12 protein-coding genes and 1 riboswitch are annotated in these 11808 nt (G+C 72.0%); of the genes, 2 read left to right on the plus strand and 10 right to left on the minus strand.

Annotation, left to right across the window (positions count from 1 at the left end; all coding sequences use genetic code 11):
* The first annotated feature begins 304 nt into the window (after positions 1-304).
* On the plus strand, positions 305-1642 hold the full coding sequence (locus Tchl_RS05900; protein ID WP_075147579.1) for a DEAD/DEAH box helicase: 1338 nt from the start codon (positions 305-307) through the stop codon (positions 1640-1642).
* A gap of 71 nt (positions 1643-1713) precedes the next feature.
* Here Tchl_RS05900 and cbpB read toward each other — a convergent pair whose 3' ends face one another.
* Both cbpB and cbpA read right to left on the minus strand, forming a co-directional pair.
* Positions 1714-3102 carry a peptide-modifying radical SAM enzyme CbpB gene (gene cbpB / locus Tchl_RS05905; protein WP_075147580.1) on the minus strand — a complete coding sequence of 463 codons (1389 nt, stop codon included), beginning with the start codon at positions 3100-3102 and terminating at the stop codon, positions 1714-1716.
* Entirely contained in the window at positions 3099-3263 is a 165-nt protein-coding gene (gene cbpA, locus Tchl_RS18110; protein ID WP_232311668.1) for a modified peptide precursor CbpA, read from the minus strand. The genes cbpB and cbpA overlap by 4 nt, the downstream gene beginning before the upstream one ends.
* Positions 3264-3345: 82 nt before the next feature.
* A riboswitch (cobalamin riboswitch) is annotated at positions 3346-3534 on the minus strand.
* Positions 3535-3686: 152 nt separating this feature from the next.
* Here cbpA and amaB point away from each other — a divergent pair.
* Positions 3687-5204, plus strand: coding sequence for an L-piperidine-6-carboxylate dehydrogenase (gene amaB / locus Tchl_RS05915; RefSeq protein ID WP_075147582.1), 1518 nt, complete (start codon positions 3687-3689; stop codon positions 5202-5204).
* Between the two features lie 220 nt (positions 5205-5424).
* Here amaB and Tchl_RS05920 read toward each other — a convergent pair whose 3' ends face one another.
* From Tchl_RS05920 to Tchl_RS05955, 8 genes are all read right to left on the minus strand, one after another.
* Positions 5425-6111, minus strand: a complete 687-nt coding sequence (locus Tchl_RS05920) for a YXWGXW repeat-containing protein (protein WP_075147583.1) — start codon at positions 6109-6111, stop codon at positions 5425-5427.
* A 60-nt stretch (positions 6112-6171) separates the two neighbouring features.
* Complete coding sequence (locus tag Tchl_RS05925; protein WP_075147584.1) at positions 6172-6468, minus strand: hypothetical protein; 297 nt, start codon at positions 6466-6468, stop codon at positions 6172-6174.
* 151 nt (positions 6469-6619) lie between these two features.
* Positions 6620-7681 (minus strand): hydrogenase expression/formation protein HypE, encoded by a 1062-nt coding sequence (gene hypE, locus Tchl_RS05930; RefSeq protein ID WP_075147585.1) that lies wholly within the window; start codon positions 7679-7681, stop codon positions 6620-6622.
* Between the two features lie 85 nt (positions 7682-7766).
* The gene (hypD, locus tag Tchl_RS05935; RefSeq protein WP_075147586.1) at positions 7767-8909 is read right to left on the minus strand and encodes a hydrogenase formation protein HypD; all 1143 of its coding nucleotides are present in this window, start codon (positions 8907-8909) and stop codon (positions 7767-7769) included.
* On the minus strand, positions 8906-9172 hold the full coding sequence (locus Tchl_RS05940; RefSeq protein ID WP_075147587.1) for a HypC/HybG/HupF family hydrogenase formation chaperone: 267 nt from the start codon (positions 9170-9172) through the stop codon (positions 8906-8908). The genes hypD and Tchl_RS05940 overlap by 4 nt, the downstream gene beginning before the upstream one ends.
* Before the next feature lie 2 nt (positions 9173-9174).
* Complete coding sequence (locus Tchl_RS05945) at positions 9175-10476, minus strand: Kae1-like domain-containing protein (protein WP_075147588.1); 1302 nt, start codon at positions 10474-10476, stop codon at positions 9175-9177.
* Complete coding sequence (hypB, locus tag Tchl_RS05950) at positions 10473-11396, minus strand: hydrogenase nickel incorporation protein HypB (RefSeq protein WP_075147589.1); 924 nt, start codon at positions 11394-11396, stop codon at positions 10473-10475. The genes Tchl_RS05945 and hypB overlap by 4 nt, the downstream gene beginning before the upstream one ends.
* 24 nt (positions 11397-11420) lie before the next feature.
* Positions 11421-11762 carry a hydrogenase maturation nickel metallochaperone HypA/HybF gene (locus Tchl_RS05955; RefSeq protein WP_075147590.1) on the minus strand — a complete coding sequence of 114 codons (342 nt, stop codon included), beginning with the start codon at positions 11760-11762 and terminating at the stop codon, positions 11421-11423.
* Positions 11763-11808 lie beyond the last annotated feature (46 nt).

Consider the following 11808-nt stretch of genomic DNA (forward strand, 5'->3'; position numbering starts at 1 on the left):
CGGCCCGAGGGACTGTAACCACAGCCCCATCGCCTCCGACCCCCCGTCGAATTCCCATTCGTTCTTCCGATCGTCTGGCTCGTGACAACCGGTTGGTGCCGATGCGCGGTCTTTCCGGCCCGGTCTTTGCGACCGGTGCTGGCCAGACCGGCCACGCCCATCGCGCGTTCGTCGCCTTTGCGATTCCACGTAGCGCACCGGCCTTTGCCGGTTCGCCGCGGCGCGATGCCATTGCGGCCCGCATCCCGGATGCGCGCCGAACCCGGTCGCCGCTGCAGTGGCGGCCAGAATGACAGGAAGAACCATGACGTTCCAGAACCTCGGCCTTGCCGCAGAACTCCTCAAGGCCATCGAGCAGAGCGGCTACACCACGCCTACTCCGGTGCAGCAGCAGGCCATTCCCGCCGCCCTCGCCGGGCGCGACCTGCTCGTCTCCAGCCATACCGGCAGCGGCAAGACCGCCGCGTTCACGCTGCCGGCGCTGAACAAGCTCGTCGACCGCCGTCCGGCGCCGGGCGCCGGGCCGCGCGTGCTGGTGCTGACCCCCACCCGCGAACTCGCCCAGCAGGTCGAAAAGGCGGTCCAGACCTACGGCAAGGGGTTGCGCTGGCTCAACACCGCCTGCCTCGTCGGCGGCGCGCCGATGTTCGCCCAGGTCAAGCAGCTGCAGCGCCAGTGCGACGTTGTCGTCGCCACGCCCGGCCGTCTGCTCGATCACCTCAACCGGCGCAAGCTCAGGCTGTCCGACGTCGAAGTGCTGATCCTCGACGAAGCCGACCGCATGCTCGACATGGGCTTTGCCGAAGACATCGACGCCATCGTCGCCGCCACCCCGGGCAAGCGCCAGACCCTGCTGTTCTCCGCCACCCTCGACGGTGTGGTCGGCAGCATGGCAGCGCGCATGACCCGCGACGCCGAGCGCATCGAGATCGAGGTCGCCCAGCAGGACCGCGGCCAGATCGAGCAGCGCCTGATGTTCGCCGACGACCTCGGCCACAAGAACCGCCTGCTCGAGGCCCTGCTCGGTGAAAACGGCATGAACCAGGCGGTGGTGTTCACCGCCACCAAGCGCAGTGCCGACGAGCTGTCGCTATCGCTCCAGGAAAAGGGCATCGCCGCTGCCGCGCTGCATGGCGACATGCACCAGACCCAGCGCAACCGCACCCTCGACCGCCTGCGCCAGGGCCGCATCGGCGTGCTCGTGGCGACCGACGTCGCCGCGCGCGGCATCGACGTTGCCGGCATCAGCCACGTCATCAACTTCGATCCGCCGCGCCAGGCCGAGGACTACGTGCACCGCATCGGCCGCACCGGTCGCGCCGGTCGCGACGGGATCGCGATCACCCTGTCCGGCCCGCGCGAGACCGGCCTGATCCGTGCCATCGAGCGCTTCACCGGCGACCGCCTCGCGGTGCATACCATTCCCGGCATGGAACCTTCGCCGCGCAAGCCGTCTGCGCCGCGCCCGGCCGGCAACGGCGGTCGGCGCTTCGGCAGCGGTGCCAAGCCGGGGGGCGGTTATGGTCGTCCTGGCGGCGGCGACGGCCGGCGCAGCGGTGGGGGCTTCGGCCGCGATGGCCAGCCTTCCGGCCGCGGCGATCGCGGCTTCGGCGACCGGCGCGAGCGCGGTTCGCGCGGCTGACACCCGCCCTGCGCCCACAGAAAAAAATCCCGCGTAATGCTGGATTTTTTTCGTCTTCTGCCCGCGCGACCCTACTGCAGCTGGAAAGTGGTCTGCGTGCCCTCGTCCCAGCCGTCCCACAGGAAATCGTCGGCCTTGCCGTCGGCGATCAGGCGCAGGGCGTAACGGACCTGCTCCTTGTAGAACTCGCAGAATGCGCCGGTACGGCCCATGCCGCCATTCATCTCGTGCGCCTCGGCCGGACAGGGCGAACCGCAGAAATGGCGGATCGCGCACTCGGCGCAGGGGCTGAAGCGGTCCACGTCGCGCTCGATCACCGGGCGGAACGCCGGCGAGACGAGGGCTGCTTCGACGCCGCCATCGAGCAGCTTGCCGCCGTTGAAGCGCGGCAGGCCGATGAACTCGCTGCACGGGTAGAGGCCGCCGTCGGCGGCAAGCGCGAAGAAGGCGCGCCCGCCGCCGCAGGGTGAGATGTCGCACATCAGGCGGCGTGCGCTCGGCGCCAGGATCGCGAGCACGATGTTGGCGAAGTTCGCCACCACCAGCTTGCGCCCGCTGTCCCGGTAGAGCGCGTGGCTGCGGTCGAGCGCGGCGAAGAAGGCGCGCCCCATGTCGGCATCGGCCGGCTTCACCCCGCGCGCGCCGGGCAGCGTGCAGCGCACGGTGTTGAGCATGCAGGTCGGCACTTCGTGGGCGTGGAAGAGCTCGATCATCTCGCTCAGCCACGGCAGGTTCTCCCCGGTGCAGGTGGTGATCACGCTCCACGAGCCGTAGCCGCGCAGTTTTTCCATCGCCGCCAGTACCTTGCCGTGCACGCTGTGGCCTCCCCAGGTGCGCCGGGTGGCATCGGTGATCGCGGCGGCCGGGCCGTCGAGCGACAGCCCGATGCTGACGTTGCGCGCGGTGAGGAAGGCGATCGCCGCGTCGTCGAGGAGGGTGCCGTTGGTCTGCACGCCGAAGGCGAAGTCGTCGCCGAAGGCGTCGATCGCGGCGAACACCGCGTCCTTGTTCATCAGCGGCTCGGCGCCGTGGAAGATCGCGCGCGGCTTGCGCCCGCTGTCGCCCATCGTCGACGCGAAGTAGTCCTTCAGCGCCTGCAGCGAGTCGAGCAGGGTCTGCGCCGGCATGTGGCTGCCGCCGCTGCGCTGCTCGCCGGGCAGGTAGCAGTAGCGGCAGTCGAGGTTGCAGCGCTCGGTCGGGTTCAGATACACGCCGGAAGGCTTGAGGCCGAAGCGCAGCGCATGCAGTTCGCGGGCGAACTCGTCGAAATGGGCGCGGTAGCCGTCGAGCAGCGGGCCGCCGGCGAGCTCGGCATCGACCCGGGTCTTGTCCACCAGCGCCCAGAATGCGGTCGCCGGATCGGTGAGGGCGGCGTAGACCGGGTGGCCGATGTCGACCGGGATCAGCCGCGGGCCCGGCGGCGGGAGTGGGGCGCTCCCCGGGAGTGGGGCGGCCCTCATTTTGCCGCCTTCCGGTCCATCAGCACGTAGTGCGACAGGCCGATGCCGTCGGGGTTGCAGCTCTTGCGCACGGCGAGGGTGGGCGCGGGTGCGGCCACGCCGGTGGCGGCAGGGGCGGGCGAGCAGGGTGCTACGGCAGGGAGAGTGTGGGTCGGTTTCATGATCGGATCCTCGAATCGGAAAAACAAAAAGGGCTCCGGCCGAGGGCACGCTTGCGCATGCGCTCGGCCGGAGCCCTTGCCTGGACTCCTCCGCGGTTCGACACGTCTTCTGGCTCCCGGATCAGCCGTAGCGCTGCGCCTTCCCGGCGGGGTGGTCCCCGCCAGTGGCCGGTCTGTCGACCTTGCAGCGCCCGTCCCCGGATACAGCGGCGGGCCCGCCACGGATTTGCACCGTGTTCCGTTTCGTCGAACCGAAAGGAGGTCCGATTGTCCGTGAGGGCCGTGCTCGGGGTCAAGCGCCATCCATCCCCATCCACCGCCGTCCGGCACCATCGCCGCGCGGGCCGGTCCGACGCTGCAGGAGCGTGCCGGCGCTGCAGCGCCGCGGTGCGCGCAGCCTGCACATGCAGCGGAGGACACGACATGGATGCAAGGACTCTTTGTGCCCGTCTGGGCCTCGACCCCGGCATGCTCGCGAGGGGCGGGCAGACGGTGATCTCGCCGATCGATGGCAGCGTGCTGGCGCGGATCGCATTCGCTTCCCCGGCCGGGGCCGAGGACCGCATTGCCCGGGCCGCCGCTGCCTTTGCCGCCTGGCGGCAGGTGCCGGCGCCGCGCCGCGGCGAGCTGGTGCGCCGCTTCGGCGCGCTGCTGCGCGAGCACAAGGCGAGCCTCGGCGCGCTCGTCACCCTCGAGTGCGGCAAGGTCCGCAGTGAAGGTGAAGGCGAGGTGCAGGAGATGATCGACATCTGCGACTTCGCCGTCGGCCTGTCGCGCCAGCTCCACGGTCTCACCATCGCCTCCGAACGCCCGGGCCATGCGCTGCGCGAGAGCTGGCACCCGCTCGGGGTGATCGGCATCGTCACCGCGTTCAACTTTCCGGTCGCGGTGTGGGCGTGGAACGCGGCGCTGGCGCTGGTGTGCGGCGATGCGATCGTGTGGAAGCCGTCGGAGCGGACGCCGCTGTGCGCGCTGGCCTGCCAGCACCTGCTGGAGCAGGCCGCCGCCGGCATGGACGACGTGCCTGCGGGCCTGTCCGCGGTGCTGCCGGGCGGCCCCGAGCTCGCCCTGCTGCTGGCCGACGACCGCCGCCTGGCGCTGGTCAGCGCGACCGGCAGCTGCGCGATGGGGCGCGTGCTGGCACCGCGCATCGCGCAGCGCTTCGGGCGCAGCATCCTCGAACTGGGCGGCAACAATGCGGTGATCGTCACCCCCAGCGCCGATCTCGAACTGGTCTTGCGCGCGATCGTGTTCGGCGCCGTCGGCACCGCCGGCCAGCGCTGCACCAGCACGCGGCGGCTGTTCGTCCATGCGCGGGTGCGTGCGGCGCTGCTGTCGCGCCTGCGCGCGGCCTACGCACGGATCGTGGTCGGTGATCCGCGCGAAGCCGCCACCCTGGTCGGCCCGCTGATCGATCGCGGCGCTTTCGAGCGGATGCAGGCGGCGCTCGCCGCGGCGCGCGCGCAGGGGGCGTCGGTGTGGGGTGGGGAACGGGTGCTGGCCGAGCGCTTCCCCCGTGCCTGGTACGTGCGCCCGGCGCTGGTCGAGCACGGGCCGGCGGTGCGCAACAGCAGCGAGGAAGTGTTCGCCCCCGTGCTCCACTGCTTCGACTACGAAGATCTCGACGAGGCGATCGCGCGCCACAATGCCGTGCCCCAGGGCCTGTCGTCGGCGATCTTCACCAACGAGCTGCGCGAGGCCGAGCGCTTCCTGGCGGCGGCGGGGAGCGATTGCGGCATCGCCAACGTCAATGCCGGCACCAGCGGTGCCGAGATCGGTGGCGCCTTCGGCGGCGAGAAGGATACTGGCGGCGGGCGCGAGGCCGGTTCGGACGCCTGGCGCGCCTACATGCGGCGCTCGACGGCGACGATCAACTATTCCGCCGCGCTCCCCTTGGCGCAGGGGGTGAGCTTCGAAGTGGACGTCGCCGCTCCGCGCTGATCGGCGCTGTGCGCCTTGCCGGCCGCCGCCTTTCGGCCTGGAAACAGCCGTTGCGCCGCTAACAAGCGGCTCATCCTTCGACGGGCCTGCCCTGAGCTTGCCGAAGGGCTCGGGGTGAACGGATTTTTACCGCCTCATCCATTGGCTGGCACCCCCGTTCGCCCTGAGCAGCCCGCGCAGCGGGCGTGTCAAAGGGCATTTCGATGCGACAACTGCGGTTTCAAGGTTCAGTCGGTCGGCGGCGGGGGTGTTCCTGCCACTCGGGAGGGGGCGGTCGGTCAGCGTCCGCGGCATCGCGTCCGTCATTTTCGCCGGCCCGCCGCCGTGTCGGCGGCGGATCGTCCCGGGTGCGGTGTGCAGCGGAGTCGCCATGCGAGCCGGGGCGGCGACCGGTGCGCTCGGTGGGTCGCGGTGGCGTTCGCCGCTCTGCATCGCGTGCGCTGCGCGGTGGTTCGAGCGCCTGTCGATCGCGCCCGGGGGCGATGGCGCTGCGCCGATCGTGCGCCGGTTCCCGCAGCCGTTCGTGCCTGCGCTCCGGGTCGTCGAAACGGTCGCGTCGTTCGTCTCGTTCGTGGCGTTGATGCCCTTGTTCGGCCTGGTGGCGGGGCGGTGCGCGATGCGCTCGGGGGTGGACATGCCCGCCGGGCGCTGCCCAGTAGCCGGGAACCCAATGCTGGCGGGTACCGATCCGGCTCCAGTAGCCGTCGATCCAGAGGTAGCCGGGGGCGTAGCCGCGGTATTCGACCCGTGGCGGGGGCGAGAGGATGATCGTTTCTTCGGTGTAATAACCGTGGCCGCGGTAACTGCGGTAGCCGTAATCGTCGTCGTACACGGGCACGGCGACGCAGCCGCCGAGGGCGAAGGCGGCGGCGAGCAGGAGTGGCCAGTGCTGGCGTGCGGTGTTCATGATCCTGGGGCGGACCGGGTGGGGATGCCCGGACGGGGCCCGGGCATCTGCCGACTCAGCTTATTGGCGGCCCTTGGCCTTGCCCGGGTTGCCTTCCGGCCTGTGTTCGAGCTGCGCTTCGCCCGACTTCGAGTGCTCGAGGCCGCTTTCGCTCATCCGCTCCTGGGCGCGTTCGAGGCCGCTGCTGCGGGTAGCCGCATTCGGGCCGTTGGTGTTGCCCAGGCCTTTCTCGCTCATGTGGGTCGCGGCGCTGCCGCCTTTCACCGCCTTGCCCGCGCCCTCCTGCTTGGCGAGAACCGAGCCGCTGCCGGCGGCGAGGAGAAGGGCGGTGGCGAGGATGGAAATGCGCTTGTTCATTTGTCGAGCTCCTGGTGAGGGTGTCCGGCGTGGAGCCGTCGCGCACTGCGCTTGCCGTCTCCACGGTGGAAACACGATAGGAGAATTCGGCGCCGCCAGGTGTATCCGCCGGTAATCAGTTGTAATGGCGGATTACCGCTGTCGCAGGCGGTCAGCAGATCCGCGGCAGCTGCTCGCCGGCGAGCCAGTCCACCATGCGCCGTCCGCCGAAGCCGGTGCGGATCTGGACGAAGCGCTGCGGGTCGGCGGTGACGGCGCCGATGCAGGCCGCCTGTGCGCCCAGCGGGTGGGCGCGCAGCGCCGCGAGCAGGGCGTCGGCGGCCTCTGCGGTGCACACCGCGACCAGCTTGCCTTCGTTGGCGACGTAGAGCGGATCGAGGCCGAGCAGCTCGCATGCCGCGCGCACCGGCGCCGCCACCGGAATCGTCCCTTCCTCCAGCTCGATCCCCACCCCCGACTGGGCGGCGATCTCGTTGAGGGTGGTCGCCAGTCCGCCGCGGGTGGGGTCGCGCAGCACGCGGATCGCCGCCGCCGGCACCGCGCCATAGAGCGCCTCGACCAGGCCGTTGAGCGGTGCGCTGTCGGAGACGATCGTCGACTCGAAGGCGAGCGCCTCGCGCTGGGCCAGGATCGCCATGCCGTGCTCGCCGATGCCGCCCGACACCAGCACTGCGTCGCCGGGGCGGGCGCGGGCGCCGCCCGGGTCGCGCCCGGCGGGCAGGGCGCCGACGCCGGCGGTGGTGATGAACACGCCGTCGCCCTTGCCCCGTTCGACGACCTTGGTGTCGCCGGCCACCACCAGCACGCCGGCAGTACGCGCGGCCGCCGCCATCGAGTCGACGATGCGGGCGAGCTCGGCGAGGGGGAAGCCTTCCTCGAGGATGAAGCCCGCCGTCAGGTACAGCGGACGGGCGCCCATCACTGCGAGGTCGTTGACCGTGCCGTGCACCGACAGGCTGCCGATGTCGCCGCCGGGGAAGAACAGCGGGCTGACGACGTGGCCGTCGGTGCTCACCACCAGGCGCTCGCCGGGAGCGGGCGCGGGCAGCACCGCGCCGTCGTCGCCGCGGGCGAGGTAGTCGTTGGCGAAGGCGCGTGCGAACAGTTCGGCGACGAGTTGGGCCATCGCCCGTCCGCCGGCGCCGAAGCCCAGGTCGACGCGGCCGTGGTGCAGATCGAGCGCTCGGGTGAAGGTGGCGTGGAGGGTGTTCATCGTAAAGCGGGCTCCGGGTTCAAATTCGGGAGGGGACGCAAACCGTTCCTCATCCATTCGGTGCGACAGGCCCGAAGGCCGGGCACTAATCCGTGCGCTGCGCCGCAGCGCGGAAGCGCCCGTAGGTGTAGTGCGCGGCGCAGGCGCCTTCCGAGGACACCATGCACGCGCCCATCGGCGTTTCCGGCGTGCATGCTGTGGCGAACAGCTTGCAGTCGGTGGGGGTGCGCACGCCGCGCAGGATCGCGCCGCAGGCGCAGGCCTTGTGGTCGGGCACCGGGCGATCGTCGAGGGCGAACTTCCGCTCGGCGTCCCAGCGCGCGAAGGCCGGGCGGAGGCGCAGCGCCGAATCGGCCACGGCGCCGAGGCCGCGCCATTCGAAGCTGGGCCGCGACTCGAAGGTGTCGGCGACGAGCGCCTGGGCCTTGCGGTTGCCGTCGCGGGTGACGGCGCGGGTGAATTCGTTCTCGACTTCGGCGCGGCCGTCGTTGACCTGGCGGATCAGCATGCGGATCGCCTGGATCACGTCGAGCGGCTCGAACCCGGCGATCACCACCGGCTTGCGGTGCGCGGCGGCGAAGCGCTCGTAGGGGCGGCTGCCGATCACCGTCGACACGTGGGCGGGGCCGACGAAGCCGTCCAGCGCCACCGTGCCGAGCTCGCGCACTTCGGGCGATTCGAGGATCGCGGCGATCGCCGCCGGCGTCAGCACGTGGTTGCAGAGCACGCTGAAGTTGTCCAGCCGCTGGGCCGCGGCGGCGTGCAACACGAGCGCAGTGGGCGGCGTGGTGGTCTCGAAGCCGATGGCGAAGAACACCACTTCGCGCGCCGGTTCGCGCACCGCGAGGGCGAGCGCGTCGGCCGGCGAATACACCATGCGCACGTCGGCGCCGCGCGCCCTCGCCTTCAGCAGCGACAGGCCGCCGGAGGCGGGCACGCGCAGGCAGTCGCCGTAGGTGCAGACGATGACGTCGGGGCGCGCCAGGGCGAGCCGGATCGCCATGTCGATGCGCCCGATCGGCAGCACGCACACCGGGCAGCCGGGGCCGTGGATCATGCGCACCGTGGGCGGCAGCAGGTCGGTGACGGCGTAGCGCGCGATCGCATGGGTGTGGCCGCCGCAAAATTCCATGAAGGCGTAGTCGCGGCCGGGCGCGGCCTCGCGTGCGATCGCCCGCGCCAGCCCGGCGGCGAGGCGGCCGTCGCGGAATTCGTCGATGTACTTCATGTACTGCTCCCACGCTGCGCATCAGGGTGATCGCGGGCGGCGGCGGGGTCGAGGCCGGCCTCGGCGAACAGCGCCAGGGTGCGCTCGGCTTCGGCCGGATCGAGCCGGGTCAGGGCGTAGCCGACGTGCACGATGACGTAATCGCCGAGCGCAGCGCCGTCGACGAGGGCGAGCGAGATTTCCTTGCGCACGCCGCCCAGTTCGACACGGCACAGCTCGCCGTCGAGCAGCTCGACGATGCGGGCGGGAAGGGCGAGGCACATGCTCAGGACTCCTGTGCGGCGAGACGGTGGTGGGCGACCCAGGCCTGGCCGAGGGCGAGGCCGGCATCGCCGGGTGACAGCCGCTGGGCGCCGAGCACGGTCAGGCCGTGCGCGCCGAGGGCGGATTCGAGCGCAGCCGAGAGCAGGCGGTTGTGCAGGCAGCCGCCGCAGAGCACGATGGTGTCGCAGCCGCTCGGCGTGCGTGCGTGCTCCACCCAGTCCACCAGCGCGGCCGCCACGGTGGCCTGGAAGCGCGCCGCACCGCGCGCGGCGTCGGTCTCGTCGGCGAGGCGCAGCAGCAGGGGGTGGAGGTCGAGCTCGAGCAGAGGGGCGGCAGGGGGCGATGAAGCGGCCGCGCCGGCACCGACCGCGGACCGACCGGTGCCGTCCGCGGTCGGTGCCGGCGTCGCCGGGTGGGCGAGGATGCGCCAGTCGCCGGGCGTTACCTCCGGCGCGGCGCTGTGCGCGGCGAGCGCTTCGAGGGCGAGCGCGGCCTCCGCTTCCGCTTCCATCACCTCGCAGATGCCCAGCAGACCGGCGGCGGCGTCGAAGTGGCGGCCGAGGCTGGTGGTTGGCGGGCACAGCGCTGGGCGGGCGAGCACCTGGGCGAGCTGCGCCGCCGCCGGCTGGCGGGCGAAGCGGCGGGCGATCTCGGCGCCGCGGCCGCTGGCGTGGAGCAGTGCGGCGGCCATGCGCCAGGGTTCGCGCGCGGCGCGGTCGCCACCGGGCAGACGCAGCGGGCGCAGGTGGCCGAGGCGGACGAACTGCGCTCCCGAAACCCACAGCAGCTCGCCGCCCCAGGCGCCGCCGTCGCTGCCCAGGCCGACACCGTCGAGGGCGAGGGCGAGCACCGGGCGGGTGTCGAAGCGGCCGTGCTCGGCGAGCACCGCGCCGGCGTGGGCGTGGTGGTGCTGCACCCCGAACGCCGGTAGCCCCAGGCGCGCGGCGGTGGCGAGGGCAACGCGGGTGGAGTGGAAATCGGGATGGAGGTCGTGGGCAACGGCGCGTGGCGGGCGCCCGGAGGCGGCAAGCAGGGCGGCGACCGCGGGCGCGACGCCGCGGCAGGCTTCGGCGTTGTCGAGATCGCCCAGGTTGGGGCCGAAGCGCGCGCGGCCGTCCTCGAGCAGACAGGCGGCGTGCTTGAACCAGGCGCCGAGGGCGAGGATAGGCTGCGCGTCGGTGCGCTCAGCTGCGCCGATCGAGGGCAGCGCCAGCGCCTCGCCGTGCACCAAGCCAGCGGGCGTGGACGAGCCGTTTGCGCCCGTCCCCGCGGCCGTCGACGCAAGGTCGGCGGCGGCGTTCATGCGCTCGCGCCGCGCCCGGCGCGTGCCGCCGCCAGCCCGGCCTCGATCCAGTCGATCCATTCGCCCACGCCCGCGCCGGTGGTGGCCGAGGTCTGGATCACGCGCAGGCGCGGGTTGACCCGCAGCGCGTAGTCGATCGCACGCCGCGCATCGAAGACGAGGTAGGGCAGCAGGTCGACCTTGTTGAGCAGCAGCAGGTCGGCGGCGGCGAACATGTCGGGATACTTGAGCGGCTTGTCCTCGCCCTCGGTGACCGACAGGATCGCCACCTTGTGCGCTTCGCCGAGGTCGAATGCGGCCGGGCAGACGAGATTGCCGACGTTCTCGATCAGCAGCAGGCTGCCCGCGGCGAGGTCCATCCGCGCCAGCGCGCGCGCGATCATGCCGGCATCGAGATGGCAGCCCTTGCCGGTGTTGATCTGCAGCGCCGGCACGCCGGTGGCACGGATGCGTTCGGCGTCGAATTCGGTCTGCTGGTCGCCTTCGATCACCGCCGCCGGGATGCGGCCGGCGAGCGCCTGGAGCATGCGCACGAGGAGCGAGGTCTTGCCCGAGCCGGGGCTGGAGACCAGGTTCAGGGCGAAGATGCCGCGCGCGGCGAAGGCGGCACGGTTGGCGGCGGCGAGGGCGTCGTTCCTGGCGAGGAGGTCGCGCTCGATCTCCAGCATTCGCGTGGGCGTCGGCGCGGCGACATGCGCGGGGTCGGCGGCCGGTGGTCGATGAGCGGGCGGGTGGCCGTACGTGTCGGCGGTGGGGAGGGGGCGGGCGTTTCCGGGCGCAGGCGGGTCGGCGCTCAATGCGCGCCAGCGGTGGGGGCGCTCGGCCGGCGCTCGTTGATGCGCCGCGCGCGCCTCCTTGCGGCCGCCGAAGACGGCGCCGATCCTCGCTTCCCCCCCACCGCATCCGCATGTCGTGCACATCCTGTCCTCCCGCGTCCGTCCTGCTCACACGACTTCGAGCGCCCGCACCCGCATTCCGGTGCCGGCGCAGGGGGCGATGCCGAAGCCGCCGCATTCCGGGCAGGGGGCGTAGCGTTCGCGGATCGCCACCGTCCGCCCGCAGCCGGGGCAGCGCCCGGCGCCGGCAAGCGTTTCCACCTGGATCGCCGCGCCTTCGGCGATCGTGCCGCGCAGCACGATCTCGAGGCAGAACTGCAGGGACTCGGCCTCGACCGCGGCCAGTTCGCCGATTTCGAGGACGATCGTGCGCACGTGGCGGAAGCGCTGCGCCGCCGCGGCCTCGTCGATGATTTCCCGGACCCCTTCGGCGAGGGACAGTTCATGCATGCGCCGCTCCGGCCGGTGGCGTCGTGGCCGCCGCCGTTGCTGGGCG

Source organism: Thauera chlorobenzoica (assembly GCF_001922305.1).
GTDB classification, from domain to species: Bacteria; Pseudomonadota; Gammaproteobacteria; order Burkholderiales; family Rhodocyclaceae; genus Thauera; species Thauera chlorobenzoica.

Excerpts from the sequence above, each read along its gene's own strand:
- cbpB (WP_075147580.1), bottom strand. The coding sequence starts at position 3,102 with ATGAGGGCCGCCCCACTCCCGGGGAGCGCCCCACTCCCGCCGCCGGGC.
- Tchl_RS05925 (WP_075147584.1), bottom strand. The coding sequence starts at position 6,468 with ATGAACAAGCGCATTTCCATCCTCGCCACCGCCCTTCTCCTCGCCGCC.
- Tchl_RS05955 (WP_075147590.1), bottom strand. The coding sequence starts at position 11,762 with ATGCATGAACTGTCCCTCGCCGAAGGGGTCCGGGAAATCATCGACGAG.
- Tchl_RS05940 (WP_075147587.1), bottom strand. The coding sequence starts at position 9,172 with ATGTGCCTCGCCCTTCCCGCCCGCATCGTCGAGCTGCTCGACGGCGAG.
- hypE (WP_075147585.1), bottom strand. The coding sequence starts at position 7,681 with ATGAACACCCTCCACGCCACCTTCACCCGAGCGCTCGATCTGCACCAC.
- Tchl_RS05945 (WP_075147588.1), bottom strand. The coding sequence starts at position 10,476 with ATGAACGCCGCCGCCGACCTTGCGTCGACGGCCGCGGGGACGGGCGCA.
- Tchl_RS05900 (WP_075147579.1), top strand. The coding sequence starts at position 305 with ATGACGTTCCAGAACCTCGGCCTTGCCGCAGAACTCCTCAAGGCCATC.
- hypD (WP_075147586.1), bottom strand. The coding sequence starts at position 8,909 with ATGAAGTACATCGACGAATTCCGCGACGGCCGCCTCGCCGCCGGGCTG.
- cbpA (WP_232311668.1), bottom strand. The coding sequence starts at position 3,263 with ATGAAACCGACCCACACTCTCCCTGCCGTAGCACCCTGCTCGCCCGCC.
- amaB (WP_075147582.1), top strand. The coding sequence starts at position 3,687 with ATGGATGCAAGGACTCTTTGTGCCCGTCTGGGCCTCGACCCCGGCATG.
- Tchl_RS05920 (WP_075147583.1), bottom strand. The coding sequence starts at position 6,111 with ATGAACACCGCACGCCAGCACTGGCCACTCCTGCTCGCCGCCGCCTTC.
- hypB (WP_075147589.1), bottom strand. The coding sequence starts at position 11,396 with ATGTGCACGACATGCGGATGCGGTGGGGGGGAAGCGAGGATCGGCGCC.